Here is a 24,389-nt window from a genome sequence, read left to right as displayed (position 1 = left end):
AGCCCGCCGACCACGCGTTCGCGGTGCTCGCCGCGGGCTGGGCGATCACGCCGACCCGGCGTGATCATCGGTGTAAGGATGGTGGGATGACCGACAAGCCGCGGCTGGCCGTCATCGGCACCGGGAACATGGGCGGGGCGATGGTCGGGCGGCTGCGCTCGGCCGGCTATCCGGTGACCGCCTGGAACCGCACCGGGGAGCGGGCCGAGCAGGTCGCGGCCCGCACCGGCGCGACCGTCGCCGGCACGCCGCGCGAGGCCACCGGCACGTCCGACGTCGTCCTCGTCTCGCTGTCGAATGACCAGGCCGACCTGGCCGCCCACGAGGGCCGCGACGGGATCGTCGCCGGGCTGCGCCGGGGCACCACCGTCGTCGACACCAGCACCGTCGACCCGCGCACCACGCTGCGCCTGGCCGAGATGGTGCGCGGTGCGGGCGGGGTGCATGTCGACTGCCCGGTTTCCGGCAGCGTGTCGAGCGTCGAGGGCGGCACGCTGACCGCCCTGGCCGCGGGCGACGCGGCCGACGTCGACCGGGTCCGGCCCATCCTCGAACAGATGAGCGCGAACGTCTTCCACATCGGGCCGACCGGGACCGGCGCGACCATGAAGGTCGCCATCAACACCCTGCTGATCGCGATCAACCAGGGCCTCAGCGAGGCGTACGTGCTGGCCGAGGCGGCCGGCATCGACCCGGCCACCGCGTACGACGTGTTCCTGTCCGGCGCCACCGGCGCGCCGTTCCTGAAATACAAACGGGCGATCTTCGAACACCCCGACGACAACCCGGTGGCGTTCTCGCTCGACCTCGTCGCCAAAGACGCCGACCTGGTGCTGGCGCTGGCCGAGCGGGTCGGCGTGCCGGTCACCCAGGCCCAGGCCAACAGGGCCGCGGTCGCGGCGGCGCTCGCCGACGGCTACGGCCAGCAGGACATCAGCACGATGGCCAAGCACCTGCGCGAACTGCGGAGCCGGTCGAGCCGCGGTTAGCCTTCCTCGCATGGCAGAGGTCAGGCAGATGCGGTTGGTGGTCCAGGTCGACGACTACGACGCCGCGGTGGCGTTCTTCCGGGACGCGCTCGGGCTCACCGAGGAAGCGGCGTTCAGCGGCGGCGGCGACGAGCGGGTGATGATCCTGGAGGCCGGCCGGGCCACGCTGGAGATCGCCAACACGGCGCACCATCGCTTCATCGACGAGGTCGAGGTCGGTCACCCGGTGGCGCCGCGGTTCCGGATCGCGTTCGAGGTCGACGACACCACGAGCGACACGGCCGCGCTGGTCGACGCCGGCGCGGTGCCCGTGGCACCGCCGACGCAGACGCCGTGGCGGTCGCTGAACGCGCGCCTCGACGCACCGGGCGACCTGCACATCACCCTCTTCCAGGAACTGGATCCACAGCCGCCGCACAGCACGACGAAAGCCACGCCGCACTAACCAGAGCGCGGCGACATCATCCGCGGCGCCGCTGAAAAAAATCCGAGACCTGATGTCGATTGCGGCGAAGTCGTACGTCGTCAGGATGAGAGGTGGTCACCGACCACTGCATGCCTGAGGGAGAAACCCATGCGCTACCTGTTGCTGATCTACAGCGAGGAGAACCGGGGCACGCCCGACCCGGCCGAAGCGGAGAAGGTGATGAACGAATACTGGGCCTACTCCGAGGCGATCCAGAAGGCCGGCGTCTCCAAGGGCGGCGACGCGCTGCAGGAGTCGACGACCGCGACCACCGTGCGCGTCCAGGACGGTCAGCGGACGGTCACCGACGGGCCGTTCGCCGAGACCCGTGAGGTGCTCGGCGGCTACTACCTGATCGACGTGCCCGACCTGGACGCCGCGATCGAGTGGGCCGAGCGGTGCCCCGGTTCGAAGTACGGGTCCGTCGAGGTGCGGCCGATCATGGAGTTCGGCGAGTAGCGAGCCGTCATGGGTACGGGCAGTCCATCCGTCGAGGCCGTGTTCCGCGAGGAGTGGGGCCGGCTGTTGGCGACGCTCGTCCGTACCCTGGGCGACCTCGATCTGGCCGAAGAGGTCGCGGCCGACGCCGTCGCGTCCGCCGTGGCCCGTTGGCCGAAAGACGGTGTTCCCGACCGCCCGGGGGCGTGGCTGCTCACCGTGGCCCGCCACCGGGCGGTCGACCTGCTCCGCCGCGACAAGGTGTTCGCCGCGAAACTGGCCCTGCTCCAGGTCGAGGCCGACCGGCGCGACACGCCGCCGCCGGTCGATCCGGTGTGGAGCGGCGACGAGCCCGACGAGCGGCTGCGGCTGTTCTTCACCTGCTGCCACCCGTCGCTCGGCCTCGACGCGCAACTCGCGCTGACCCTCACCTGCCTGGCCGGGTTGACCACGCCGGAGGCGGCGCGGGCGTTCCTGGTGCCGCCGGCGACGATGGCGCAGCGGGTGGTGCGGGCCAAGCGCAAGATCCGCGAGGCCCGGATCCCGTTCCGGGTGCCGTCCGCGGCCGAACTGCCCGACCGGCTCCCGGCGGTACTCCACGTGGTCTACCTGATCTTCACCGAGGGGTACGCGACGACCGCCGGCGCGCTGCTCGTCCGCGGCGACCTGGCCGACGAGGCCATCCGGCTCGCTCGCATCCTGCACCGGTTGCTGCCGGCCGAGCGCGAGGTGACCGGCCTGCTCGCGCTGATGCTGCTGGTCGACGCGCGCCGCCCGGCCCGGGTCGACGCCCGGGGCGACATGGTGCTGCTCGACGAGCAGGACCGGTCGCTGTGGACACCCGACAAGATCGCGGAAGGCCGGCAGTTGGTGGTCGAGGCGCTGACCGGCGGCCCGCCCGGTCCCTACGCGCTGCAGGCCGCGATCGCCGCCGTGCACGACGACGCGGCCTCGGTCGCGACCACCGACTGGCCGCAGGTGGTCGCCCTCTACGACGTGCTCCGCACGGTGGCGCCCTCGCCGCTGGTCGACCTCAACCGCGCCGTCGCGGTGGCCATGGTGGACGGTCCGGCCGCCGGCCTACACCTGCTCGACGCGCTGACCGCCGACCGGCGCCTGGCCGCCTACCACCTGCTGCCGGCGGCCCGGGCCGACCTGCTGCGCCGGCTGGGCCGCCCTGCCGAGGCGGCCGAGGCCTACCGGGCCGCGCTCGCGCTGGTCGGCAACGACCCGGAACGCGCGTATCTCACCCGTCGCCTAGAGTCGCTGGATGTTTGAGATCTCACCGGTCGGGGTCGTCCGCTCGCCGCTCACCGACGCGGCGGCGGCGCCGAAGCAGGGCGACGAGGGCGGCCCGGACGCCTGGCTCGAGTTCGACCCGTCGGTCGCCGCCGCGCTCGCCGACCTCGCGCCGGGCCAGGAGGTGCTGCTGCTCACCTGGTTCGACCGGGCGGCGCGCGACGTGCTTGCGGTGCGCCCGCGCGGCGCCGCCGACCGGCCGCTGACCGGCGTGTTCAGCACCCGCTCGCCGGACCGGCCCAACCCGATCGGCCTGCACCGCGTCACCGTGCTGTCGGTCGACGGCGCACGGATCAAGGTCAACAACCTGGAAGCCCTCGACGGTACGCCGATCCTCGACGTCAAGCCCGTCCTCGGTGGGATCTCCGAACGTTGACCTCAACCTCGGTTGAGGTGTGATCCTTCGTCGTATGCGAGTCGTATGGCTGACCCGGTTCGGTGACCCGTCGGTGCTGGTGCCCGGCGAGGCCCCGGATCCGGTCCCCGGTCCCGGCCAGGTCCTGGTCGACGTGGCCTACGCCAACATCACCTTCGTCGAGACGATGTTCCGGGCCAGCGGGTTCGGGCCGTTCAAGGGCGAGTTCCCTATGGTCCCCGGCAACGGCGTGGGCGGGGTGGTCAGCGCGGTCGGCGACGGGGTGTCCACCGCGCTGGTCGGCACCCGGGTGGTCACCTCGACCGGCGGCTCGGGCGGCTACGCCGCGCGGGCCGCGGTCGACGCGGCCGGCCTCGTGCCGGTGCCCGACGGCGTCGACCTGGACACTGCGGTGGCGTTGCTCGCCGACGGCCGCACCGCGCTGCTGCTGCTCGGCGCGGCCGCGCCCAAGCCCGGCGAGCGGGTCCTGGTCGAGGCGGCCGCCGGCGGCGTCGGCACGCTGCTGGTGCAGTTGGCGAAGGCGGCCGGTGCGACGGTGACCGGCGCGGCCGGCAGCGCCAAGCTCGACCTGGTCCTGGATGTCGGCGCGGACCGGGCGGTCGACTACACGGTCGACGGGTGGTCGGCCGGTGTCGGCCCGCTCGACGTGGTCTTCGACGGCGTCGGCGGCACGGTCGCGCGCGCGGCGTTCGACCTGCTCGACCGCGGCGGCCGGATGGTCAGCTACGGCCTGTCCAGCGGCGCCTGGTCGGACGTCACCGACGAGCAGGCCGCCGCCCGCGGCGTCACCCTGATCCGCGGCGCGGGCGGCACACCCGAGCAGTTGCGCGCCCTGACCGCCGAGGCACTGCGCCTCGCGGCCGAGGGCCGACTCCGCCCGGTGATCGGCCAGCGCTTCCCGCTGGAGCGTGCCGCCGACGCACACGCCGCCATCGAGGCACGCTCCACCGTGGGCAAGACGCTGCTAGTACCAGCTTCGTAGCCGCGCGCCGGCCCGACCAAGCGCTACTGGCTCGCGAGCCAGTCGGTGAAGGTCGGGCCGCGCAGGACCGAGCCGGGGCCCGGCAGCTGGTCCGGGCCGTTCATCCCCTTGCCGGCCTTACCGGGCAGCCGTACCCCGATCACGGTCTTCCGCTCGCCGCGATGCCGGACCAGTTGGCGGGCCAGGTCGGGCAGGTGCTCGACGCGCGGGCCGCCGATGTCCGGCACGCGACCGCGCGGGCCGTCGTCGACCACCTCGGCGAGCGCGAGGCCCACTTCGCCGGCCGCGATCGGCTGGGTCACGGCCTTCGGCACGAACGCGAACCGGCCGAAGGTCGACTGTGCCATCACCTGGCCGGCGAACTCGTGGAACTGGGTGGCCCGCAGGATGGTGGCCGGGACCGGGCCGTCGAGAACGGCCTTCTCCTGCGCCAGCTTGGCGATGTAGTAGCCGTACGGAATCTTGTCGATGCCGACGATGCTCAGCACCACGCGGTGCTTGACGCCGGCGGCCTCGGCGAGCCGCCCGAGCCGGGTGGTGGTGTCGGTGAAATAGCGCACGGCCGCGGCCTTGGAGAGGGTCGTGATGTTGGCGCAGTCGACCACGCAGTCCACGCCGGCGAGTGCCGTCTCGAGGCCGGCGCCGGTGGTCAGGTCACCGCGGAGTGCCTCGGTGCCGGGCGGCCCGGCAGTGCCGCCGCGGGTCAGGACCGCGACCTGGTGGCCGCGCTGCTGTAGGGCGCTCGCGGTGGGTCGCCCGACCACACCGGAGCCGCCGATAACGAGTACGCGCATGCCCTGACGACGAGACAGCCCCGGTGAAACGTGACGGTGCCGGCCGTCACGCCAGCAGCCGGCCGGCTGCGGCCAGCCGCTCGACCGCCGCCGGCGTCCACGGCCCGCGGACGATCACCACGAGGTGGCCGACCCCGAGCCCGGCCAGCGCGGCGGCCCGCTCGGCGAACTGTTCCGGGGTCTCGTCGGCGCCCAGCCGGGTGCTGACGGTCTTCTCGATCGCGGCGAAGTCGGTGCGCTCGGTGGCGCAGTGCCCCTCGAGCACGGTGAGCTTGTGCCGGATGGTCGCACCGCCGTCCGGGATGTCGGGCAGGTTGCACGCCTGTGCGTAGCGGGCCACCAGCCGCAGCGTCTTCTGCTCACCCATGCCGCCGACCAGGATCGGCGGGTGCGGCCGGGTGAGCGGGAGCGGGCTGCCGATCGGCCGGTCCAGGCGCACCCGGGCGCCGTCGAACGCCGACGAGTCGCCGGACCACATCCGCAGCGCGAGCCGCAGGGTGTCGTCGAGCAGCGCGAACCGGTGCGCGGCCGGCGGCAGCGGCAGGCCCATCATCGCCGCCTCGGCCTCGTGGTAGCCGGCGCCGACGCCGAACCAGGCCCGCCCGCCACTGAGCACGTCGAGCGTGGTCACCGCCTTGACCAGCAGTGCTGGCGGGCGGAAGGTGACCGCCGAGACCATCGTGCCCAGGCGCAGCCGCGAGGTGGTGGCGGCCAGGAAACCCAGCGTGGTGTACGCCTCGACGGCCGGCTCCGTCAGGTCGAGGCCGGGTTCGGCCTGGATCAGGTGGTCGCCGACCCAGAGAGTGTCGAGGCCGCCCTGGTCCGCGGCGCGGGCGACGTCGGCGAGGTCGCGGGCCAGCGGGCCGGGGAAGGCGGCGTTGGTCATGTTGATGCTGAGGCGCATGGGCTCGCTCCCTCCTTCCGGAGAAAATTCCTCCGCTTCGTTGACCGTACCACCATTTCTGGAGGATCTTTCTCCGTATAGTGGGTCGCGTGACCCGCAGGGACGCCATCGCCAACCGGGAGCGGATCCTGGCCGCCGCGCGCGAGGTGTTCGTCGAGCGCGGGCCGAACGCACCGCTGGACGAGATCGCGCGGCGGGCCGGCACCGGGATCGCCACCCTCTACCGGCACTTCCCCGACCGGAGCGCGCTCGCCCGGGCGGTGGTCGAGGCAGCGGTGCTGGCCGCGACCGCGGCCGTCCGCGCGGCGGTCGCCGCCGAGCCCGACCCGTTCGCCGCGCTGCGCCGGTATGTGCACGAGGCGCTCGACCTCGGCGTCGCGGCGGTCATCCCGACATTGCTGGACAGCGTGCCGCAGACCGATCCGGCCCTGACCGCCGAGGGTGGGGCGCTGCTCGACGGGTTGGTGCGGTCGGCGCAGTCGGCCGGGCTGCTGCGACCCGACGTGACCGTCGGCGACCTCGGCACCCTGGTGGTGCGGCTGTCCCGGCCGCTGCCCGGCGGGCTGCCGGCCGGCGTCGAGGCCGCGCTCGCCCACCGGCACGCCGACGTGGTGCTGGACGGGCTGCGGTCGGCCGCCGTCACGACGGTCCTACCCGGACCGGCGCTGAGCTTCGACGCGCTGCGGGCCGAGTCGGCGGGAACCGGCTGACCCACGGGCGGCTCGTCACCAGCGGAGGTGGCGAACATGTCCTATCTGAAGCGCCTGGCGGTCGCGGTTCTCGCTCTGGTTCTCGGCGCGATCGCCGCGCCCGGCGCCGCGCAGGCCGGCGGCTGGGCCGCGACGGTCCTGGAGCCGATGCCGGCACAACTCACCGTCAACCAGACCTACACGGTCGGGATGTGGGTGCTGCAGCACGGGTTCCACCCCTACGAGGGTGTGCTCGACGAGGTCGGGCTGCGACTGGTCGACGGGAAGGGCGCCGAGACCCGCTTCGCGGCCGTGAAGCTGACCGAGCCGGCGCACTACGCGGTGTCGGTCGTGCTCCCGCACGAGGGCCCGTTCACGATCATCGGCGTGCAGGGCTGGTTCGCGCCCTACCGGGTCGGCACGATCAGCGCGAAGGGCGGCCTCCAGCAGCTGCCGACGACCACCGCGCTGACCGCCGAGCATCTCGCGCAATACTGGCCCGGGGCGGTCAAGCCGCCGGTGCTACCCGTCGACGAGTCCCGCGATCCGTTCGTACAGGCCGATTCCGAGCTGGCCGCGGCGGCGGCGCCTGTTGCCGTGCGACCGGTCGCCTCCTCGACGCCGGCCGGACCCGCGCCCTCGCCGCGACTCGCGGTGCTGGCCGGCCTGGCCGCGGTGGTCATCGCGGCGACCGTCCTGATCGGACGGCGCCGGCATCACCGTCGCGCGTTGTGAGGACTTGCTCCCGTGGGAGATCATGAGGGCTGATCCCCCACGGAAGGAGCCCGGGCCGTGATCCTGGACTGGCCGGACTGCACCAACGTGCGCGACCTCGGCGGTCTCGCCACCACCGGCGGCCGGCGGATCCGACCCGACGCCCTGCTCCGTTCCGACAACCACGACCGGCTGACCCCCGAGACGATCGCCACGATCCGGGCCGGCGGCGTCCGCCGGATCGTCGACCTTCGCTGGGCCCGGGAGTGCGCCGCCCGCCCGAGCCCATTCGCCGGTGACCCGCTCTATGCCCACGTCCCGCTGCTGGGCGACGACGACTACGAACTCGTGCCCGACAGCTACGCGGCGTTGCTCGACCACAGCCGCCCCGGGATCGGCGCCGCGTTCCGGGCGGTGGCCGAGGCACCGCCCGGCGGCGTGATCGTGCACTGCCACGAGGGCAAAGACCGCACCGGCGTGCTCGTCGCACTGCTCCTGCTGGTCGCCGGCGTGCCCGAAGACGAGGTCGCCGACGACTACGCCCTGACCGCGGGCGTGGAGCGGATCGTCATGGTCAACACCATCGAACACCTGCACCGGGCGTACGGCGGAGTCGCCAAATACCTGGCCGACTGCGGCATTGACGCCACGCTGCTGGACGCGGTCCGCGCGCGCCTCCTCGACTAGCCCATGTCCTGGTCGCGCCCCCGGTAGCGTGTTCGACATGGAGTCGACAGCCCTGACCGGTTCGTTCCTCGTCGGCGTGGCCACCGGCGGCCGCAGCATGACCGGTCTCGCGGCGGTCGCCCTGACCACCGAGCCGACCAGGGCCGACCGCCTCCTCGACCGGGTGGCGACCACCCGTGGCCGCGTCCTGTTGACCGCCGGCGCCGCGGCGGAGATGGTGGGCGACAAGCTCCCCACCGTCCCGAGTCGACTGTCCCGGCAGGGCCTGACCAGCCGCATCGCGGCCGGAGCGCTGGCCGGGGCGGCGCTGGCGGTGCGCTCGGGCGGCAACCCCGGTCTCGGCGCCCTGGCCGGCGTGACCGGCTCGGTCGTCGGCAGCTACGCGGGCGCGACCTGGCGGCGCTGGGCCGGCACGGAGAAGGCCACCGCGTTCACGGCGGCCGTGACGGAAGACCTTCTGACCGTTGCCGTCGCCTTGCTCGCCTGCGGGTTGGCCAGTCAACGCGGCACCGGTTCGTAGTCGTAGAGCCAACCCGTGGCGCGCTCGTAAAAACGGGCGAAGAAGAGGGACATGCCGACCTCCGTGACGCGACGGCGGAGCGGGCCGGCCTGTTTGACCTCGCGGTTGTCGTCGGAGGCCCTGAGCACCCGGGTGACCCGGTCCCGGCGGGCCGCCTCGTAGGCGGCCAGGCCATCGCGGACGGTCGCGGCGGCGCCGATCGCGGCGCCCAGGGCGACGCCGTCTTCGATCGCCATCGAGGCGCCCTGGCCGGCGCCGACCGGGTGGGCCGCGTCGCCGACCAGCACGGTGTGGGCGTTGTGCCAGACCCGCACCGGTGCCAGCACCTGGTTGACGCTGTGCCGGTGCAGGTGCGTGGTGGCCGCGATGATCTGGCGGGGGATCGGCTCCGCCGCGAAGAGCGTGTCGAGGCGGGTCAGCCGGTCGCCGGTGTCGTCCGCCGGTGGGTTCGGGGCGTTGACCTGGGCCTGCCACCAGATCTCGCCGCCGTCGGGTGGGATGACGTGGACGAAGGCGCCGTGCGCGCCGACCGTCATGTTGAAGGTGCCGCCGCCCGCATCGGCGGCCCGTGATCGGCCGGAGATGACCCAGACGCCGGCGTAGCGGGGCGTCGGCGCGGCCGGGTCGAGGGCGCCGCGCACGACCGAGCGGATGCCGTCGGCCCCGACCAGCAGGTCGCCGGTAGCGCAGCGCCCGCTCGCGAAATGGGCCGTGCCGCGGGAGTCGACCGCCGTCAGGCGCTCGCCGGTCACCAGGCGGACGCCCGCCTCCTCGGCCGCCACCCGCAGTTCCGCCACCAGGTGGCCGCGCATCAGGGTGATGCTGCGCATCGGGTCGGCGGCCCGGCGGCCGCGCGGCACGTCGGCGATCACGTGTCCCTTCGCTGACCACATGCGCAACCGGGCGATCGGCATGCCGACCGCCCGGACCCGCTCCAGGCAGTCGATCGCGGCGAGGCCGCGCAGGCCGTTGACGGCCAGGCTGACGAACGAGCCGACCTCGCCACCCGGGTCGGGATGGGCCTCGAACAGGGTGACCTCGGCACCCTGCCGCCGCAGTGCGATGGCGCTGACGGTGCCGGCCACGCCGCCGCCGATGACGATCGCGTGCATTCGGCGTACCTCCCCTGAATTTTGATTCACTGAATTTTGATTCAGCATAGCGGCCCCGGGACGCCGGCGGAACTGGAATAGTCGCCGGGTGGACCTCGGCCCGCTCCGCCAGCGCGACTTCGCCCTGCTGTTCTTCGCCGGACTGATCTCGTTGACCGGGAACTGGGTGCTCGGCATCGCCCTGCCGGTCGCGGTGCTCGGGCTGACCGGCTCACCCGCCGCGGTCGCGACGGTCGTGGCGGCGTCGCTGTTGGGAACGATCGCCGCCAGCACGGTCGCCGGCGTCTACGTCGACCGCTGGGACCGGCGGCGGGTCGTCGTGGTGGCCAACGTCCTGCAGGTCTTCGCGCTGCTGCCGCTGCTGCTGGTCGACGACGCCGAGCGGGTCTGGATCGTGGTCGCGGTCGCCTTCACGTCGCAGGCGCTCGCACAGTTCTTCCAGCCGGCGGAGAACGCGCTGCTGCCCCGCCTGGTCGACGCCGACCGGCTGCCCGCCGCCAACGCGCTCAACACGCTCAACAACAACCTGGCCCGGCTGGTCGGCCCGGCCCTCGGCGGCGTGATCGCCGTGAGCAGCGGCCTGGCCGGCGCGGCGCTGGTCGACGCGGCGACGTTCGCGATCGCGGCCGCGCTGTGCGGTCTGATCCGCGGCACCCATCGCGCGGTCGTCGAGCCCGGAACCGAACCGGAACGGCATCTGGTGCGTGAGTTGGCCGAGGGCCTTCGCGCCGTCGGCCGCAACCGGATCGTCCGCGCGATCTTCGTCATCATCGCCGTCTCGTCGGTGGGAGAGGGCATGATGGGCACGCTGTTCGCGGTCTACGTCACGAAGGCCCTCCACGCCGGCGGCCGCGAACTGGGCTGGCTGATGTCGGCCCAGGCGGTCGGCGGCATCATCGGCAGCCTGGCCGCGACCCGGGTCACCGCGCGCTTCCGACCGGTCCCGCTGATCGCCACCTGCTGGACCTTCTTCGGCGTGGTCGACGTGGTGATCTTCAACTATCCGCGGTGGGACGGTGCGTTCTGGCCCGTTCTCGCGCTGTTCGTGGTCGTCGGTCTCCCCGTGGGGATCCATCTCGGCGCGATCTGGACGCTGTTCCAGATCGAGACACCGGACCGGCTGCGCGGCCGCGCGTTCTCGGCGATCTGGATGGGCGCCTCGATCGCGTCGGTGATCGGGGCCGGGATCGCGGGTGCGCTGGGCGACCGCGTTGACGTGATCACGCTGCTGACCGTGCAGGGCGTGGGGTGTGTCGTGGCCGGGCTGACATTCCGGTGGCTGGCCGGGCCGGGACCGGCGTCGCTGGTCCGCGCGGAGCCGGCGGCGGTGCCGACGCAGGCGGCTGTTTGACCCGCTTTGCTCTGCTGCCATATAGGCAGCAGAGCAAGCGGTGATCAACCCCGCAGGTCGCGCCGGGCCAGTTCGCCGAACAGTGCCATCGCGGCGTCGACCTCGGCCCGCTCCCCTGTCATCAGCAGGTCGAGACCCAGCCCGCGGGTGACCGCGAGCCCCAACCGCGCGTGCACCCGAGCCCGCTCACCGGAGACACCGGCCCGGGTGAACAGCTCGACCAGCGGTGCCTCCCAGGCCCGGATCACCGACTCGCGAAAGGATGCCGTCCATTCGCGACCGTAGAGCGCCTGCACGTACACCTCGAAGAACAACCGCTGCGCGGCCAGCAGGTCCGGGGTGGTCAGGTGGGCCCAGAACGCGGCGGAGACCGCGAAGATGTCGGTGTCGTCGGTGACCAGGTCGGCCAGCAGCGCCCGCTGCGCCGCCTCCATCCGGCCGACCACCTCGGCCAGCAGCCCATCGCGGGAGCCGAAGTGATAGATCAGCATCCGGTGGCTGGTGCCCGCCTCGGCGGCGATCTCGCGCAGGCTCAGGTCGCTGAACCCGCGCCGCCGGACCACGTCGAAGCAGCGGTCGAGCAGCGCCTCGCGGGCGGCGCTCACCCGCGCGCGGCGGCGGCTTCGCTCGCGGCCTTCAGGCCCGCCGCCTCCATGTCGAGGTAGCGCCGGTTGCGCCGGCCGAACATCAGGTTGAGCAGGCCGGCGATCGGGCCGGTCTGGTGCAGCTCCAGAGTGATCCGGGTGGAGCCGTCGTCGTTGGCGCGCAGCAGGTGACGGCCGACCGTGCGTACTCCCGGTGACCGGTTCGTCCAGGAGAACTCGGCGCGATCCTCGAACGTGGTGACCTCCCAGACCAGGGGCTGCATGCCGGGCTGCTTGATCCTCGCCCGGCTGCCCAGCCGCAGCGGCCCCTCGTCGAGCCGCTCGACCGTCGTCATCGACGCGGTCCAGCGCGGCCAGTCGGCCACGTCGCGCAGCACGGCCCAGGCAGCGTCCAGGTTGGCGCGGGCGTCGGCGCTCGTCGTCAGCATCATGTACCAGATGGTACATCCGGGCGAGCCGCCCGGTCGGGGGCCACCGGTCGTCGGTAGGGTGCCGGCATGACCGTGGACATCTGGACAGACGGCGCGTGCAGCGGCAACCCGGGGCCGGGCGGCTGGGGCGCGGTCCTGCGCTTCGGCACGGTCGAGAAGGAACTGTGCGGCGGCGAGGCCACCGCGACCACCAACAACCGGATGGAGCTGATGGCGCCGATCAGCGCGCTGGAGAGCCTGACCCGGCCGGTGGTGGTCCGGCTGCACACCGACAGCGTGTATGTCCGCGACGGCATCACCAAGTGGCTGCCCCGATGGAAGGCCAACGGCTGGCAGACCGCCGCGAAGACCCCGGTCAAGAACGTCGACCTGTGGCAGCGGCTCGAAGCGGCCCTGGCGCCGCACGAGGTGAGCTGGTTCTGGGTCAAGGGCCACTCCGGCCACCCGGAGAACGACCGCGCCGACGGCCTGGCCAACCGCGGCCTTCGGGAAGCCCGTGACGGTGCGGCCAGCCGTTAGGGCCGGCCGCACCGGAAAACTCAGGAGTGCTGCACCGCGTCGAGGATGACCGCCGTCACCTCGTCGGGATTGGTGATCAGCGACAGGTGCCCGGCGTCGACCTTGGCGATCGCCGAACCCGCGCGCTCGGCCATCGCCCGCTGGCGGTCCGGCGGGATGACCTGGTCCCGTTCGCCCAGCACGTACCACGACCTGATGGTCTTCCAGGCCGGCGGCCCGGACGGCTGGTTGCTGGCGCTGGCCACGAGCGGGCGCTGGCTGGCCCACAGCACCCGGGCCGCCTCGGTCGGCAGGCCGGTGGCGAAGCCGCTGAGGAAGACCGATTCCTTCAGGTAGAGGTCGGCGTCGCCCTGTGCGGCGCCCGGGAACGGCACGAAGTCGAAGACCAGCGCCGGGTCACCCGAGAGCACCGAGTCGTCGCCGACCAGCGGGGCGACGGTCTCGCCCTCGTCCGGAACGAACGCGTCCACGTAGACCAGTGCGCGCACGTTCGGGTTTCCGGTCGCGACGTTGGTGATGACCGCGCCGCCGTACGAGTGTCCGACCAGGACGATCGGCCCCGAGATGGTGGAGAGGAAGTCGCCGATCGTCTCGCTGTCGCCGGGCAGGCTGCGCAGCGGGTTGGGGGGCACCCGGACCGGATAGCCGGCCTCCTGCAAACGTTGGGTGACGCCGTTCCATGACGAGCCGTCGGCCCAGGCGCCGTGCACCAGCACGATCGTCGGCTTGACCGGGTAGGCGTCTTCGACGGTCGCGGGGCGAGCCGCGGCGACCGCGGACGGCACGGCGAGCGAGGCGAGCGCGCAGATCGCGATCAGCAGCGTCAATCGCCGCAGCGGCGCGACCAGGATTCTCTTCAACAAAGCCTCCGTGGGTGTTCTGGGGGCAGGCACGAGCCCGCATTCAATAACGCGGCTTATGCCTGAAATGTCACGGAAGCTTCGGCGCGTCGCTCAGCGACCTCCGCCGACCACCCAACCGACCGGCGGCACCGACGGCAGCCGCGTCAGGTCGGCCACCGCCGGCAACCGTCCGAGCACCCCACCCGCCGTCACGCCGAGCCCGACCAGCAGCAACAACGCCGCCAACCGGATGCCCACTGTGTACCGCCGTTCCATCCCCGGTCCCCCTCACCGACGCAGCACCCCTACCTCCAGCACTCTTCCGGCCCGAACGCGCCCCGTCATTGCCACTGGCAACCCAACCGGGGGTAGGGCTTGCCATACCATCCCGCCGCGGTAGGTGCCCGCCGGGATGGCCAACTGATCGATGTATCTCGATACCCTGGGAGCCACCCATCCCACGAGGAGGCCTCCCGATGGTCCTACGCCGCAGACTGTTCACCCTCGCGCTGGTCGCGGCCGCCATGGTCGGCGTGCAACTCGCATCGGCCGGCGTGGCCCAGGCCGCGGTCCGGGTGCTCTACTACGACGCGAGCCAGGCACAGGAGTTCGTGTCGGTGGTCCACCAGGGCGCGCAGAACTGGAACAGCCGGGTGACCAACGTCCGCCTGGAACCCGTGCCCGCGGGCCGCACGCCCAACATCCGGGTCTACGCCGACAACGGCTGGCCGCGCACCTACACGACGTCGCTCGGCAACGGCTACTGGTACATGGGCCGCGAGGCGGTCAACGACGGCTACTACCAGCCACGAATCTCCACACACGAGTTCGGCCACATCCTCGGCCTGCCCGACCGCCGCACCGGCCTGTGCGCCGACCTCATGTCCGGCAGCAGCGCGCCGGTCTCCTGCACCAACGCCTTCCCCAACAGCCGCGAGGCAGCAGACGTGAACAGCCGCTTCCGTTCGGTCACCAGCCGGGTCCCGGCGCAGACCTTCGTCTGGCAACCGGCTGCTTAGAAGGTCGAAAGCGAGGAGTTCGGCCGCGGCACAGTCGGCTGAGCCGCGGCCCGCTCCGTACGAAAGCTAGAACCGAAGGTTGGCCAGGTAGTTGTAGCCGACCCGGGCGGTGGTGATCGCGTCCGCGGGCACCCGGGGCGCGATGCCGGCGTCGTCGCGCTCGATGATGAACTCGTCGATGCCCGCCTCGCGCCCGTGCTCGAAGATCCGGGCGAAGTTGATCAGGCCCTGGCCGGCGTCTTCGAACGATCCCGCGTCGTTCATGTCCTTCACGTGGAACTGGCGGATCCGGCCGCGGTTGGCCCGGATCAGGTCGACCGGGTCGCTGGCGCCCCGGGTGACCCAGAACAGGTCCATCTCCAGGTGCACCAGGTCGGGGTCGGTTTCCTCGGTGATGATGTCGTAGCCGGTGCGGGTGCCACCATCGAGGCGGAAGAACTCGTAGTGGTGGTTGTGATAGCCGAAGTCGAGCCCGGCCTTGCGGGCCAGCGCGCCGGCCTTGTTCAGGTCGCGGGCGAACGCCCGCCAGGTCGCCGAGTCGCGGATGATGCCGTTGGCGCCGACCCCGAAGAACGGGTGGACGATGTAGCGCGAGCCGAGCAGCCGCGAGTCGGCCAGGGCCCGCTGCCAGGTCGCGGCGTCGAACGGCTGGGGTATGCCCACGTGCCCGGACGTCGAGCGCAGGCCGACGGCGTCGAGGGCGGCCTTGAACTGCGCCGCGGTGCGCCCGACGAACCCGGCGTGTTCGACCCGGGTGTAGCCGATGTCGGCGAGCGCGGCCAGCGTCCCCTCCAGGTCGGCCGCCAGTTGGTCGCGCAGGGTGTAGAGCTGCACGCTGATGTGGTCACGGGGCACCCGGCCGTGGCTGCCGCCGCCGTGCCCGCCGGCACTGGCCGGCGCGGCGCCCAGGCCCACCGCTCCGACGGCGCCGGCCGCGGCCGCGACGCCCGCGGCCCGCAGCGCGCCGCGCCTGGTCAGGGTGCGTAGCTGCTCCTCACCCAGCGGTTGGGCGCTCTGGTGTGCTTCGTGGTCGTTGACGCACATGGATGACTGCCTCCTGGCGCTCGGGACGGGAAACTCGACCAGCATCGATGCTTGGCCAAGCTACCCCGGCGCGCAAGCCGGGGGGAAGATTCACGCCCGGCAATCCCCAGAAACGCGAGGCAGTATGGGAGCCATGTCGGAAGCCACGACCGGGCAGGGCGTCTACGTCAACCCCGCCGGTGAGTTCACCCGTGACCAGCGCTACATCGCCAGCCGGATCACCCGCGACGGGCGCGACGGCTACCCGGTCGAGCCTGGCCGCTACCGGCTGGTGGTCAGCCGGGCCTGCCCGTGGGCCAGCCGGGCGGTCATCGTCCGCCGGCTGCTCGGCCTGGAAGACGCGATCTCGATGGCCATCGCCGGGCCGACCCACGACAAGCGCAGCTGGACGTTCGACCTGGCACCGGGCGGGCGTGACCCGGTGCTCGGGATGGAGCGGTTGCAGGAGGCGTTCTTCAAGCGCTTCCCCGGGTACGACCGCGGCATCACCGTGCCGGCCATCGTCGACGTCACGACCGGCGAGGTGGTGACCAACGACTACCCGCAGATCACCATCGACATGTCGCTGGAGTGGACCGACTACCAGCGGCCGGGCGCGCCGCAGCTCTACCCCGAGGCGCTGCGCGCCGAGATCGACGAGGTCAACGACGGCGTGTTCCGCGACGTCAACAACGGCGTCTACCGGGCCGGTTTCGCGGGGACGCAGGAGGCCTACGAGAAGGCGTACCACCGGCTCTTCGACCGTCTCGACCTGCTCTCCGAGCGGCTGGCCGGGCAGCGCTACCTGGTCGGCGACACGATCACCGAGGCCGACGTGCGGCTGTTCACCACGCTCGTCCGGTTCGACGCCGTCTACCACGGGCACTTCAAGTGCAACCGGCAGAAGCTCAGCGAGATGCCGGTGCTCTGGGCCTACGCCCGCGACCTGTTCGCGACGCCCGGCTTCGGCGACACGGTCGACTTCGACCACATCAAGCGGCACTACTACGAGGTGCACCGCGACATCAACCCGACCGGGATCGTGCCGCTGGGCCCGGACCTGTCGGGCTGGCTCGCCCCGCACGGCCGGGAGGCCCTCGGCGGTCGCCCGTTCGGCGACGGCACCCCGCCCGGGCCGGTGCGCGCGGACGAGGTCGTGCCGCCGGAGCACACGCCCCAGGCCTGAAACCGGTTGACCTCAAGCGGGCTTGAGGTCCCATCATCGTGCGGTGACCGCCACCGCCGTCGAAACCCGACCGCAGCTCTTCAGCCGCCGCTACGCGCTGGCCACCGCCGGCTCGACCGGCCTGGTCTTCCTGGCCGCGTTCGAGGCGCTCGCGGTCGCCACCGTGATGCCCACCATCACCGCCGACCTCGACGGGCGGGCGCTCTACTCGCTCGCGTTCGTGGCCACCACCGCGACCGGCGTGGTCGGCATGGTGGCGGCGGGCGCGTGGGCCGATCGCCGCGGGCCGCGCCGGGCCCTGCTGGTCGCGATCGCGGTCTTCGCACTCGGTCTGGCAGTGGCCGGGACGGCCGCGACGATGACGGTCTTCGTCGCCGGCCGGGTCCTGCAGGGGTTCGGCGCGGGCGGCATCACCGTCGCGCTCTACGTGCTGGTCGCCGGCGTCTACCCGGCCGCCCTGCACCCGCGGATCTTCGGGCTGTTCGCCGCCGCGTGGGTGGTGCCCGGGATGGTCGGCCCGTTCGTCGCCGGTGTGGTCGCCGACGCGTGGAGCTGGCACTGGGTCTTCCTCGGCGTGCTGGTGCTGGTCGCCGCCGCGACCCTGGTGATCGTGCCGGTGCTGCGCGGCCCGCTGCCCGCGGGCGAAGCCGCCACCGGCCGCAGCGGGCGCCGGATCGCGACGGCCGCGGTGGTCGCCGGTGCCGCGATCGCGGCCGGGTTGTCTCCCGAATTGCCCGACGCCCGCGGCTGGCTGCTGGCGGCACTCGCCGCGGCGGTCGTGGTCGCCACCGTCCGCACCCTGCTGCCGCCGGGCACCCTGCGCGCCCGCCCCGGCCTGCCCGGCGCGGTGCTGCTCGCCGCCGCGGCCGGCGGCACGTTCTTCGGCACCGAGGTCTACCTGCCGTTACTGCTGCACGACCGTTACGGCCTGCCGAGTTGGCTGTCCGGGTTCACGCTGACGGTGGGCTCGATCTCCTGGGCGCTCGGGTCGCACGTGCAGGGCCGGCTCGGCGGCTGGCCGGACGGCCGGGTGATCCGGCTCGGCACGCTGCTGCTGGTGGCCGGCGCCGCCGCCGAACTGGCGACCGTGCTGACCGGGGCGCACTGGGTGTTCGTCGGCGCCGGCTGGCTGCTGGCCGGCGGCGGGATGGGCCTGATCTACCCGCGGGTCAGCACGCTGGTGCTGGCCGCCTCGGCGCCCGGCACCCAGGGCTTCAACACCGCGGCCAAGAACATCGGCGACGTGGTCGGCGGCAGCCTGGCGCTGGCCTTCTCCGGGCTGCTCTTCCAGTCGCTGGCCGGCATCGGCGCATGGTGGTCGTTCGCCGGCTCACTGACCCTGTCGACCCTGCTGGCGGTCGCCGCCGTTGGCGTGGCCCGGCGGATCTAGCGGGTGGCGTGGGCCCGGTAGGTCTCGAGGACCTCGGTCCAGCCGCCGTCGGCGTCGAAGCGGGCGTGGTCGGCGCCCTGGTCGGCGTGCCAGCCGCTGTGTTCGAGGCGCACGTCGGTGGCCGTGCCGTCCGCTTCGAAGCTCACATCGACGAGCGTGGCGCCGGGGGTACGCAGCCCGTGCGTCCAGCGCAGGGCGACCCGCCGGGACAACTCCCAGAGGCCGACCTCGCCCCACTCGTGCTCGCTGCCGTCGCGGTCGCGCTCGTAGACCCGGCCGCCCACGTGGGGCTCCAGCACCACGCCGGCCAGGTCGTCGCCGCCGGCGGTGAACCGGCGCGGCCACCACTCGCCGATCCGCCCCGTGAAGAGGTCGAACGCCAGGGTCGGGACGACCGGCACCACCAGTTCCCGGACGATCGGCGGCAGCGCCGAATCCTCGTACCCTCGACTGGTCATGATCGAGTTCTCCTCTGCTTTTCGGCTTTCCCCAGCCTGCCAGGTGAGGGGCGTGCGACGCTGGCGAGAGGCGAGCCCAGGTGGAGGTCGCGATATGACCAGGATCGGCGCCAAGGACGAGCTGTTCGGCGCGCAGACGCTCCGGACCATGGGCAGCACCGCGTACGGCGGCGCTGACATCGGCGAATGCCTCGCGACGCTGGCCCGGGTGCAGGGCACCGACCTCGACAGCTGGCACCGGGAGTGGACGCTGACGGCCACCCGGGTGCAGCAGCTGGCCGAGGCGGAGGAGGCGGCCGGGCACGTGGAGAGCGCCCGGTTGGCCTACTGGCGGGCGTCGAGCTATTTCCGCACCGCCGGCACGATGCTGCTCGGCGCGCCCCTTGACCGGCGTGCCGTCGAGGCCAACCTGCGCCAGACCGACGCGTTCCGGCGGGGCGCCGCCCTGCTGCCGTTCCCGCCGCGGCAGGTGGAGATCCCCTATGGCGACGGCACGCTGCCCGGCTACTTCTTCCGCGCGGAGGGCGACCTGCGCGAACGGCCGACGGTGATCGTCGTCGGCGGCTACGACAGCACCGCCGAGGAGCTCTTCTTCTTCAACGGCGCGGCCGCCCTGTCCCGCGGCTACGACGTGCTGACGTTCGATGGTCCCGGCCAGGGCGCGGCGCTGCTCCAACGCGGAATGGTCATGCGGCCCGACTGGGAGGCCGTGATCACCCCGGTGGTCGACTTCGCGCTGGACCAGCCGGGCGTCGACCCCGACCGGATCGCGCTGATCGGCCTGAGCCTGGGCGGCTACCTCGCACCCCGGGCGGCGAGCGGTGAGCCGCGGCTGGCCGCCTGCATCGCCGACGGCGGCGAGTACGACCTGTTCGACGCCGTGCTGCAACGGATGCCGGCCCCGGTGGCACGCGGCTTCGCCGAGGGCCGCTCGTCGTCGACGGCGATCGTCCGCGCGACGCTGGGCCGGCTGGAGAAGCGGCCGACGGCGGGCTGGTCGCTGCGCCGAGGGCAACTCGTGCACGGCGCGGCCGACTCGGTGACCTACATCGACATGCTGCGCGACTACACGATGAAGGGCCGGGCCCAGCGGATCAGCTGCCCGACGCTGATCTGCCACGCCGAGGGCGACCCGCTCGGCGCCCAGGCGCCGCAGCTCTACGACGCGCTGACCACCCGCAAGGAGCTGATCACCTTCAGCATCGCGGAGGGTGCCGGCGACCACTGCGAGGCCGGCGCCCGCACGCTCTTCCACGCGCGGGCCCTGGGCTGGCTCGACTCGATCCTGCGGCCGGCGGCGGTGCTCAGCGGAAGCGGCTACTGAGGACCCTTCTCGTGGCCGAGCCGCCCTCTCGACCGGCGGCGGTCCTTCATCTCGGCCTCGTAGAGGTGCCGCCGCCCGCCGGCGAGCCGGCCCCGGGCCCGGGCCTCGAGGTCGCGGAAGGCGGCGTAGTAACCGTCGTCGTAGTCCTCGACGATCTGGTAGGTCCACCGGCCCTCGATGACGTTGCGGCCGATCAACTCGTCGCGTACGGCATCGGCCAGATCCTGATGACCGGCTCGGCCGAGCAGTTCGACGGCCTCGTCGAGCATCAGGTCGGCGTGGCCGGTCAGTTGGTGCACTGAGTAGAGGTGTCCGCGGACCCGCTCCACAGTCTCCAGCGCCTCGCTCAGCTTCCCGAGCGCGGCGACCGTGGTGTCGTCGAGTCCGGGCGGTCGGCGGTGCTCGTCGGTCATGGCGTCCCACCTACCCGCTGGTCAGGCCCGCGAAAACGGCTGAGGTGGAGCCGCCACGGCCGGGCGGCTCCACCTCAGGGTCGGGTTACTCAGGCCGCGTGCCGAGCGCGCCGGCGCGCGCGGGTCGCCGCGAGGACGATCGCACCACCGGCGAGCAGCACCAGACCGCCCGCGACGACCGGGACCGGGTCGGGGCCCGGGGTGACCGGCAGCTGGCCGCCGGGCACCAGCAGGTTGTCGACCGACGCGACCTCGTTGTCGGCGCCGGGCAGGCTCTGCCGCGCGATCACCCTGTAGCGGCCGGGGCGCAGCGCCGGCGAGATCGTGCACGCCCACCGACCGTTCTGCGCGACGGTCGTGTTGCAGGTGCCCGCCGGCCCGTTGCCCTGCGGCCGGTCGCCCTGCGGCCGGTCGCCCTGCGGCCGGTCGCCCTGAGGCCGGTCGCCCTGAGGCCGGTTGCCCTGCGGGTCGTTCCCCTGCGGCCCGTTGCCCTGCGGGCCGTTCCCCTGCGGGCCGTTCCCCTGCGGGCCGTTCCCCTGCGGGCCGTTGCCCTGCGGACCGTTGCCCTGCGGCCGGTCGCCCTGCGGCCGGTCGCCCTGCGGCCGGTTGCCCTGCGGGTCGTTGCCCTGCGGACCGTTGCCCTGCGGACCGTTGCCCTCTCGGCCGTTCCCCTCCTGGCTGTTGCCCTGGGGTCCGTTGCCCTGCGAGCCGTAGCCGTCGCGGTGCTGGTTCTGGTTCTGGTTCTGGTTGATCGCCTCAACCGCGACCCGGGCACCTGGCCGGCCCATGCCTTGGATGGTCGGAGTGCTTGAGATGGTCGAGCCGCTCTGCGGACTGTTGATCCTGAAGCTGCCACCGTCCGCGAAAGCCGGCGCGCCCAGCGCCAGCCCGAGCCCGATCACCGCCGCGCCCAAGCCCACCCTCGTGCGCAGTTTCCCCATGAGTTTCTCCCTTCACAACTCTCCCTTGGCGAATATATGCAGAGAAACTTCGCATAACTGGCGATTCACGGAACCTAGGCGAATCTGGTCAGATCCCCCGGCGCGTCGCGCTTAGCTTTCTAAGGAAGGGGTGATCTCGATGGCTACCGACACCCGGCCGTACGCGCTCAGCCGCCGCCGCGCCGCTGACGTCGCCGCGGCGGAGCTACGCGCGTTCGGCGACCTGCTGGCGTCTCTCGGCGACACCGACTGGGCGCTGGCCACCGACTGCGACGAGTGGAACGTGCGGGACGTGGCCGCGCACGTCTGCGGCCAGTACGAGGAGCTCGCCCGGCCGACCGTCCTGTTTCGCCGGTTGCGCACGGCCCGCCGGCGCTACCCCGACCGGACAGCGCTCGACGGGAAGAACCGGGTGCAGGTCGACGACCTGGGCCGGCGCCCGCCCGCGGAGCTGGTCGCCCACCTGGCCCGCAACGGCCCGGTCGCGATCCGGCGGATCCGGCTGATGCCCGGCCTGTTCCGGCGCATCTCGACCGAGCGGTTCTACCCCGAGCCGCCACTGGCGGAGCCCAACCTCGGCTACGTGGTCGACGTGCTGATCCCGCGGGACACCTGGATGCACCGGGTCGAGCTGTCCCGGGCCACCGGGCGCCCGTTCGAGGTCGACGACCACGACTACGAGATCGTCGGCCAGGTCGTCCGCGACCTGGACCGGGCCTGGCGCCGCCCGCCGCTGCGCCTGGAGTTGACCGGCCCGGCCGGAGGCACCTGGCAGATCGGCGGCCGGGCCCCGGTCGAGTCGGTCACCGCCGACACGCTGGCGATGATGCTGCACCTCTCCGGCCGCGACGGCGTCGACCTACCCAAGGACAGCCCGTTGTCGGCGGCCAGGGTGGTCTTCTAGGCCGCCATCTTGAGTAGCCGCTGGATCTGCGCGCGGACCGTCTCGTCGGTGTGCGCGGCCAGGTCCCGGGTGGCCGGGTCCGCCCCGCCCGCGGTCTCCATCCGGGCCAGTTCGACCGCGCCGTGCTGGTGGCCGATCAGCATGGTGAGGAACGTGGCGTCGAACTCGTCGCCGCTCAGCCCGGCGAGGCAGAGCAACTCGGCGTCGTCGAGCAGCGGCAGCCCACCGTGCGCCTCGTGCGCGCCGTGGTTCGCGGTGGAGACCAGCGGCTGGCCCCATTCGGCGAGCCGGTCGCGAATCGTGGCGGTCTCAGCGGCCTGGCCGGTGGCCACCTCGGTCGCGACCGCCTTGACCGCGGGGTCGGCCGCCTGCTTCTCACCCAGCGCCAGCAGTTTGGCGGCCGGCTCGTGGTGGGCCAGCATCATCTGCAGAAACATCACGTCGGTGTCGTTGTGGGCCGGTGCCGGGGCGGCCGCCTGACTGGTATCGCCGCAGCCGCCGACCAGCAGCGCCGCAAGTGAAGCCACCGCGGCCATCACCCATCGTCGTTCCGCCACGCCGGGCGCCTCCTGCCATCTCGTCAGGCTTTGCTCTGCACCCCCGCAGAAAGCGCCCCACGCCCACAGCCGCTTCCCACAGGGGTGCAGAGCAAAGCCGGGCTGGCGGATGCCCGCGCACCGGCGGGCACCCGTACCCGATGCGGTTCAGGAGCAGGCGCCCTGGTCGCGCCAGACGCCCCACTCGCCGGTGGTGCCGGGCGTCTCGCCCTGTGTCCACCACTGGGCCTGCCAGCGCCGGCCGTTGTAGGAGACGATCGCGCCGCCGTTGTAGACCGCGCTCGCGCTCCACGGCGAACCGCACGTCGGCGGAGGAGGCGGAGGCGGGTTGGTGCCGCCACCGCCGCTGCCGACCTGGAGGTCGACGCAGGCGTAGAAGGCGTTGCCGGTGTCGGCGACGTTCCACCGGGCCAGCACGGTGATCCGGCCGGTGCGGCCGCCGAGGCTGACGTTGTGCGACTTGGTGGCGCCGGGCTGCGCGCCGTGGTCGTCGAAGACCGCGATCCGGCTGCCGCCGACGAAGTATTCCCAGGTGCTGGTCGAGTGCCGGGCGGTGATCACCCAGTTGAACGTGACGCTCTGCCCGACCGAGGTGGCCGGCCAGTTGCGGCTGGTGTCGTTGAGCACGCTGAACCGGCTGCCGCCGCCGTTGCACTGCAGCGAACCCTTGGGCGCCTCGACACTCTGCGGCTCGTACACGATGTCACCGCAGTTGGGCACCACACCCTGCGCGCACAGCGCCTGCCGGCTGGGTGGTGAGGAGATGTAACCGTGCGCCTGAGCCGGTGCGGCCAGGAACATCGAGACCAGCAGGGCGGCGACGGTCAGCACCGGAAGCATGATGCGTCTACGCATGAAGTCCTCCTCACTTCATAGAGCGATACCGATCCCCTCTGCCGCCAAAGATAAGGTAAACAAACCTAACAGTAAATAGACCTAACGAAATTTCTCGATGTCTCGTACGCGTGCCTCAGCGCCGCGGAGTGTCCTCGGGGTACGACGCGCCGCCGTCGGACTCCCGGCTGAACGGCTTGGCGCCACCCTCCGGCGGGCCGGCGATCGACTGGGCACCGGCCGCCAACTCGGGGAACTTCAGGTCGAAGGCCGGCCGCTCGGAGCGGATCCGTGGCATCCTGTCGAAGTTGCGCAACGGCGGCGGCGAAGAGGTCGCCCACTCCAGCGAGTTGCCGTGCCCCCATGGGTCGTCGGCCAGCACGACCGGGCCGGCCTTGTAGGCCTTCCAGACGTTGTAGATGAAGGGCAGCGTAGAGGCGCCGAGGATGAACGCGCCGATCGTCGAGACCTCGTTGAGCGTGGTGAACCCGTCCGTCGGCCGGTAGTCGGCATACCGCCGCGGCATCCCCTCGTTGCCCAGCCAGTGCTGCACCAGGAACGTGGTGTGGAAGCCCACGAACGTCAGCCAGAAGTGCACCTTGCCCAACCGGTCGTCGAGCAT

31 protein-coding genes are annotated in these 24,389 nt (G+C 72.5%); 17 read left to right on the top strand and 14 right to left on the bottom strand.

The features are described from left to right. Positions 1-86: 86 nt before the first annotated feature. The 6 genes from AB0J74_RS34030 to AB0J74_RS34005 all read left to right on the top strand — a co-directional run bounded on the left by AB0J74_RS34030 (position 87) and on the right by AB0J74_RS34005 (position 4,550). Entirely contained in the window at positions 87-989 is a 903-nt protein-coding gene (locus AB0J74_RS34030; protein ID WP_363455697.1) for an NAD(P)-dependent oxidoreductase, read from the top strand. A 10-nt stretch (positions 990-999) separates the two neighbouring features. Continuing rightward, a complete protein-coding gene (locus AB0J74_RS34025) occupies positions 1,000-1,434 on the top strand; it encodes a VOC family protein (protein ID WP_363455695.1) in 435 nt (144 codons plus the stop codon). 129 nt (positions 1,435-1,563) lie between these two features. Further along, positions 1,564-1,914 (top strand): YciI family protein, encoded by a 351-nt coding sequence (locus tag AB0J74_RS34020; protein ID WP_363455692.1) that lies wholly within the window; start codon positions 1,564-1,566, stop codon positions 1,912-1,914. A 9-nt stretch (positions 1,915-1,923) separates the two neighbouring features. Continuing rightward, positions 1,924-3,171 carry an RNA polymerase sigma factor gene (locus tag AB0J74_RS34015; RefSeq protein WP_363455689.1) on the top strand — a complete coding sequence of 416 codons (1,248 nt, stop codon included), beginning with the start codon at positions 1,924-1,926 and terminating at the stop codon, positions 3,169-3,171. Next, positions 3,164-3,568: a tRNA (N6-threonylcarbamoyladenosine(37)-N6)-methyltransferase TrmO gene (tsaA, locus tag AB0J74_RS34010; protein ID WP_363455686.1), complete on the top strand. Its 405-nt coding sequence runs from the start codon at positions 3,164-3,166 to the stop codon at positions 3,566-3,568. The genes AB0J74_RS34015 and tsaA overlap by 8 nt, the downstream gene beginning before the upstream one ends. A gap of 34 nt (positions 3,569-3,602) precedes the next feature. Further along, complete coding sequence (locus tag AB0J74_RS34005; RefSeq protein ID WP_363455682.1) at positions 3,603-4,550, top strand: zinc-binding dehydrogenase; 948 nt, start codon at positions 3,603-3,605, stop codon at positions 4,548-4,550. A 23-nt stretch (positions 4,551-4,573) separates the two neighbouring features. Here AB0J74_RS34005 and AB0J74_RS34000 read toward each other — a convergent pair whose 3' ends face one another. Both AB0J74_RS34000 and AB0J74_RS33995 read right to left on the bottom strand, forming a co-directional pair. Continuing rightward, the gene (locus tag AB0J74_RS34000; protein ID WP_363455679.1) at positions 4,574-5,344 is read right to left on the bottom strand and encodes an NAD(P)H-binding protein; all 771 of its coding nucleotides are present in this window, start codon (positions 5,342-5,344) and stop codon (positions 4,574-4,576) included. Positions 5,345-5,390: 46 nt separating this feature from the next. Next, the gene (locus AB0J74_RS33995; RefSeq protein WP_363455676.1) at positions 5,391-6,248 is read right to left on the bottom strand and encodes a TIGR03560 family F420-dependent LLM class oxidoreductase; all 858 of its coding nucleotides are present in this window, start codon (positions 6,246-6,248) and stop codon (positions 5,391-5,393) included. An 89-nt stretch (positions 6,249-6,337) separates the two neighbouring features. On the opposite strand from AB0J74_RS33995, the gene AB0J74_RS33990 reads away from it, so the two are divergent. Genes AB0J74_RS33990 through AB0J74_RS33975 form a run of 4 tightly spaced genes read left to right on the top strand, consistent with a single transcriptional unit; the run spans position 6,338 to position 8,858 of the window. Continuing rightward, on the top strand, positions 6,338-6,958 hold the full coding sequence (locus AB0J74_RS33990; RefSeq protein WP_363455674.1) for a helix-turn-helix domain-containing protein: 621 nt from the start codon (positions 6,338-6,340) through the stop codon (positions 6,956-6,958). Positions 6,959-6,994: 36 nt separating this feature from the next. After that, a complete protein-coding gene (locus AB0J74_RS33985; RefSeq protein ID WP_363455671.1) occupies positions 6,995-7,672 on the top strand; it encodes a hypothetical protein in 678 nt (225 codons plus the stop codon). 57 nt (positions 7,673-7,729) lie between these two features. After that, positions 7,730-8,338 carry a tyrosine-protein phosphatase gene (locus AB0J74_RS33980; RefSeq protein ID WP_363455668.1) on the top strand — a complete coding sequence of 203 codons (609 nt, stop codon included), beginning with the start codon at positions 7,730-7,732 and terminating at the stop codon, positions 8,336-8,338. 37 nt (positions 8,339-8,375) lie between these two features. Beyond that, complete coding sequence (locus AB0J74_RS33975) at positions 8,376-8,858, top strand: hypothetical protein (RefSeq protein WP_363455665.1); 483 nt, start codon at positions 8,376-8,378, stop codon at positions 8,856-8,858. Here AB0J74_RS33975 and AB0J74_RS33970 read toward each other — a convergent pair. Continuing rightward, entirely contained in the window at positions 8,837-9,970 is a 1,134-nt protein-coding gene (locus AB0J74_RS33970; protein WP_363455662.1) for an FAD-dependent oxidoreductase, read from the bottom strand. The genes AB0J74_RS33975 and AB0J74_RS33970 overlap by 22 nt on opposite strands. Positions 9,971-10,058: 88 nt before the next feature. Between AB0J74_RS33970 and AB0J74_RS33965 the strand changes: the two genes are divergently transcribed. Continuing rightward, positions 10,059-11,321 carry an MFS transporter gene (locus tag AB0J74_RS33965; protein WP_363455659.1) on the top strand — a complete coding sequence of 421 codons (1,263 nt, stop codon included), beginning with the start codon at positions 10,059-10,061 and terminating at the stop codon, positions 11,319-11,321. A gap of 44 nt (positions 11,322-11,365) precedes the next feature. On the opposite strand, the gene AB0J74_RS33960 is transcribed toward AB0J74_RS33965, so the two are convergent. Both AB0J74_RS33960 and AB0J74_RS33955 read right to left on the bottom strand, forming a co-directional pair. Next, complete coding sequence (locus AB0J74_RS33960; RefSeq protein ID WP_363455656.1) at positions 11,366-11,926, bottom strand: TetR/AcrR family transcriptional regulator; 561 nt, start codon at positions 11,924-11,926, stop codon at positions 11,366-11,368. Then, the gene (locus AB0J74_RS33955; protein WP_363455653.1) at positions 11,923-12,357 is read right to left on the bottom strand and encodes an SRPBCC family protein; all 435 of its coding nucleotides are present in this window, start codon (positions 12,355-12,357) and stop codon (positions 11,923-11,925) included. Before AB0J74_RS33955 ends, AB0J74_RS33960 begins: the two co-directional genes overlap by 4 nt. A gap of 66 nt (positions 12,358-12,423) precedes the next feature. On the opposite strand from AB0J74_RS33955, the gene rnhA reads away from it, so the two are divergent. Further along, positions 12,424-12,876 carry a ribonuclease HI gene (gene rnhA / locus AB0J74_RS33950; protein ID WP_363455650.1) on the top strand — a complete coding sequence of 151 codons (453 nt, stop codon included), beginning with the start codon at positions 12,424-12,426 and terminating at the stop codon, positions 12,874-12,876. Positions 12,877-12,896: 20 nt separating this feature from the next. On the opposite strand, the gene AB0J74_RS33945 is transcribed toward rnhA, so the two are convergent. Both AB0J74_RS33945 and AB0J74_RS33940 read right to left on the bottom strand, forming a co-directional pair. Then, on the bottom strand, positions 12,897-13,736 hold the full coding sequence (locus AB0J74_RS33945; RefSeq protein WP_363455647.1) for an alpha/beta hydrolase: 840 nt from the start codon (positions 13,734-13,736) through the stop codon (positions 12,897-12,899). Between the two features lie 93 nt (positions 13,737-13,829). Then, a complete protein-coding gene (locus AB0J74_RS33940) occupies positions 13,830-13,994 on the bottom strand; it encodes a hypothetical protein (protein WP_363455644.1) in 165 nt (54 codons plus the stop codon). A gap of 200 nt (positions 13,995-14,194) precedes the next feature. Between AB0J74_RS33940 and AB0J74_RS33935 the strand changes: the two genes are divergently transcribed. Continuing rightward, complete coding sequence (locus tag AB0J74_RS33935; RefSeq protein WP_363455641.1) at positions 14,195-14,737, top strand: snapalysin family zinc-dependent metalloprotease; 543 nt, start codon at positions 14,195-14,197, stop codon at positions 14,735-14,737. A 66-nt stretch (positions 14,738-14,803) separates the two neighbouring features. On the opposite strand, the gene AB0J74_RS33930 is transcribed toward AB0J74_RS33935, so the two are convergent. Continuing rightward, positions 14,804-15,781, bottom strand: a complete 978-nt coding sequence (locus AB0J74_RS33930) for a sugar phosphate isomerase/epimerase (RefSeq protein ID WP_363455638.1) — start codon at positions 15,779-15,781, stop codon at positions 14,804-14,806. Positions 15,782-15,905: 124 nt separating this feature from the next. Between AB0J74_RS33930 and AB0J74_RS33925 the strand changes: the two genes are divergently transcribed. Together AB0J74_RS33925 and AB0J74_RS33920 are read left to right on the top strand one after the other, a co-directional pair. After that, a complete protein-coding gene (locus AB0J74_RS33925) occupies positions 15,906-16,946 on the top strand; it encodes a glutathione S-transferase C-terminal domain-containing protein (RefSeq protein ID WP_363455635.1) in 1,041 nt (346 codons plus the stop codon). A gap of 43 nt (positions 16,947-16,989) precedes the next feature. After that, on the top strand, positions 16,990-18,336 hold the full coding sequence (locus AB0J74_RS33920; protein ID WP_363455633.1) for an MFS transporter: 1,347 nt from the start codon (positions 16,990-16,992) through the stop codon (positions 18,334-18,336). Here the strand turns inward: AB0J74_RS33920 and AB0J74_RS33915 are convergent. After that, complete coding sequence (locus AB0J74_RS33915; protein WP_363455630.1) at positions 18,333-18,794, bottom strand: SRPBCC domain-containing protein; 462 nt, start codon at positions 18,792-18,794, stop codon at positions 18,333-18,335. The genes AB0J74_RS33920 and AB0J74_RS33915 overlap by 4 nt on opposite strands. A 94-nt stretch (positions 18,795-18,888) precedes the next feature. On the opposite strand from AB0J74_RS33915, the gene AB0J74_RS33910 reads away from it, so the two are divergent. Then, positions 18,889-20,118, top strand: coding sequence for an alpha/beta hydrolase (locus AB0J74_RS33910; RefSeq protein ID WP_363455627.1), 1,230 nt, complete (start codon positions 18,889-18,891; stop codon positions 20,116-20,118). Here AB0J74_RS33910 and AB0J74_RS33905 read toward each other — a convergent pair. Beyond that, complete coding sequence (locus AB0J74_RS33905) at positions 20,112-20,531, bottom strand: hypothetical protein (RefSeq protein ID WP_363455624.1); 420 nt, start codon at positions 20,529-20,531, stop codon at positions 20,112-20,114. The two genes, AB0J74_RS33910 and AB0J74_RS33905, sit on opposite strands and share 7 nt — an antisense overlap. 89 nt (positions 20,532-20,620) lie before the next feature. Then, on the bottom strand, positions 20,621-21,472 hold the full coding sequence (locus AB0J74_RS33900) for a hypothetical protein (RefSeq protein ID WP_363455621.1): 852 nt from the start codon (positions 21,470-21,472) through the stop codon (positions 20,621-20,623). A 139-nt stretch (positions 21,473-21,611) separates the two neighbouring features. Between AB0J74_RS33900 and AB0J74_RS33895 the strand changes: the two genes are divergently transcribed. Further along, positions 21,612-22,376 (top strand): maleylpyruvate isomerase family mycothiol-dependent enzyme, encoded by a 765-nt coding sequence (locus AB0J74_RS33895; RefSeq protein WP_363455619.1) that lies wholly within the window; start codon positions 21,612-21,614, stop codon positions 22,374-22,376. Here the strand turns inward: AB0J74_RS33895 and AB0J74_RS33890 are convergent. From AB0J74_RS33890 to AB0J74_RS33880, 3 genes are all read right to left on the bottom strand, one after another. Then, positions 22,373-22,903: a DUF305 domain-containing protein gene (locus tag AB0J74_RS33890; RefSeq protein ID WP_363455616.1), complete on the bottom strand. Its 531-nt coding sequence runs from the start codon at positions 22,901-22,903 to the stop codon at positions 22,373-22,375. The genes AB0J74_RS33895 and AB0J74_RS33890 overlap by 4 nt on opposite strands. A 177-nt stretch (positions 22,904-23,080) precedes the next feature. Further along, positions 23,081-23,788 (bottom strand): lytic polysaccharide monooxygenase, encoded by a 708-nt coding sequence (locus tag AB0J74_RS33885; RefSeq protein WP_363455613.1) that lies wholly within the window; start codon positions 23,786-23,788, stop codon positions 23,081-23,083. Positions 23,789-23,903: 115 nt separating this feature from the next. Beyond that, a partial coding sequence (locus tag AB0J74_RS33880) for a cbb3-type cytochrome c oxidase subunit I (RefSeq protein ID WP_363455610.1) occupies positions 23,904-24,389 on the bottom strand: 486 nt, incomplete at its 5' end.

The organism is Asanoa sp. NPDC049573, assembly GCF_040676615.1.
GTDB lineage: Bacteria > Actinomycetota > Actinomycetes > Mycobacteriales > Micromonosporaceae > Asanoa.
Note: the sequence above shows the minus strand (reverse complement) of the source record. Positions and strands in the feature narration are given on the sequence as shown.

What these genes read in the sequence shown, in the direction of transcription:
- AB0J74_RS34030 (WP_363455697.1), top strand. Translation starts at nt 87, where the DNA reads ATGACCGACAAGCCGCGGCTGGCCGTCATCGGCACCGGGAACATGGGC.
- AB0J74_RS34025 (WP_363455695.1), top strand. Translation starts at nt 1,000, where the DNA reads ATGGCAGAGGTCAGGCAGATGCGGTTGGTGGTCCAGGTCGACGACTAC.
- AB0J74_RS34020 (WP_363455692.1), top strand. Translation starts at nt 1,564, where the DNA reads ATGCGCTACCTGTTGCTGATCTACAGCGAGGAGAACCGGGGCACGCCC.
- AB0J74_RS34015 (WP_363455689.1), top strand. Translation starts at nt 1,924, where the DNA reads ATGGGTACGGGCAGTCCATCCGTCGAGGCCGTGTTCCGCGAGGAGTGG.
- tsaA (WP_363455686.1), top strand. Translation starts at nt 3,164, where the DNA reads ATGTTTGAGATCTCACCGGTCGGGGTCGTCCGCTCGCCGCTCACCGAC.
- AB0J74_RS34005 (WP_363455682.1), top strand. Translation starts at nt 3,603, where the DNA reads ATGCGAGTCGTATGGCTGACCCGGTTCGGTGACCCGTCGGTGCTGGTG.
- AB0J74_RS34000 (WP_363455679.1), bottom strand. Translation starts at nt 5,344, where the DNA reads ATGCGCGTACTCGTTATCGGCGGCTCCGGTGTGGTCGGGCGACCCACC.
- AB0J74_RS33995 (WP_363455676.1), bottom strand. Translation starts at nt 6,248, where the DNA reads ATGCGCCTCAGCATCAACATGACCAACGCCGCCTTCCCCGGCCCGCTG.
- AB0J74_RS33985 (WP_363455671.1), top strand. Translation starts at nt 6,995, where the DNA reads ATGTCCTATCTGAAGCGCCTGGCGGTCGCGGTTCTCGCTCTGGTTCTC.
- AB0J74_RS33975 (WP_363455665.1), top strand. Translation starts at nt 8,376, where the DNA reads ATGGAGTCGACAGCCCTGACCGGTTCGTTCCTCGTCGGCGTGGCCACC.
- AB0J74_RS33970 (WP_363455662.1), bottom strand. Translation starts at nt 9,970, where the DNA reads ATGCACGCGATCGTCATCGGCGGCGGCGTGGCCGGCACCGTCAGCGCC.
- AB0J74_RS33955 (WP_363455653.1), bottom strand. Translation starts at nt 12,357, where the DNA reads ATGATGCTGACGACGAGCGCCGACGCCCGCGCCAACCTGGACGCTGCC.
- rnhA (WP_363455650.1), top strand. Translation starts at nt 12,424, where the DNA reads ATGACCGTGGACATCTGGACAGACGGCGCGTGCAGCGGCAACCCGGGG.
- AB0J74_RS33940 (WP_363455644.1), bottom strand. Translation starts at nt 13,994, where the DNA reads ATGGAACGGCGGTACACAGTGGGCATCCGGTTGGCGGCGTTGTTGCTG.
- AB0J74_RS33935 (WP_363455641.1), top strand. Translation starts at nt 14,195, where the DNA reads ATGGTCCTACGCCGCAGACTGTTCACCCTCGCGCTGGTCGCGGCCGCC.
- AB0J74_RS33930 (WP_363455638.1), bottom strand. Translation starts at nt 15,781, where the DNA reads ATGTGCGTCAACGACCACGAAGCACACCAGAGCGCCCAACCGCTGGGT.
- AB0J74_RS33925 (WP_363455635.1), top strand. Translation starts at nt 15,906, where the DNA reads ATGGGAGCCATGTCGGAAGCCACGACCGGGCAGGGCGTCTACGTCAAC.
- AB0J74_RS33915 (WP_363455630.1), bottom strand. Translation starts at nt 18,794, where the DNA reads ATGACCAGTCGAGGGTACGAGGATTCGGCGCTGCCGCCGATCGTCCGG.
- AB0J74_RS33910 (WP_363455627.1), top strand. Translation starts at nt 18,889, where the DNA reads ATGACCAGGATCGGCGCCAAGGACGAGCTGTTCGGCGCGCAGACGCTC.
- AB0J74_RS33905 (WP_363455624.1), bottom strand. Translation starts at nt 20,531, where the DNA reads ATGACCGACGAGCACCGCCGACCGCCCGGACTCGACGACACCACGGTC.
- AB0J74_RS33900 (WP_363455621.1), bottom strand. Translation starts at nt 21,472, where the DNA reads ATGGGGAAACTGCGCACGAGGGTGGGCTTGGGCGCGGCGGTGATCGGG.
- AB0J74_RS33895 (WP_363455619.1), top strand. Translation starts at nt 21,612, where the DNA reads ATGGCTACCGACACCCGGCCGTACGCGCTCAGCCGCCGCCGCGCCGCT.
- AB0J74_RS33885 (WP_363455613.1), bottom strand. Translation starts at nt 23,788, where the DNA reads ATGCGTAGACGCATCATGCTTCCGGTGCTGACCGTCGCCGCCCTGCTG.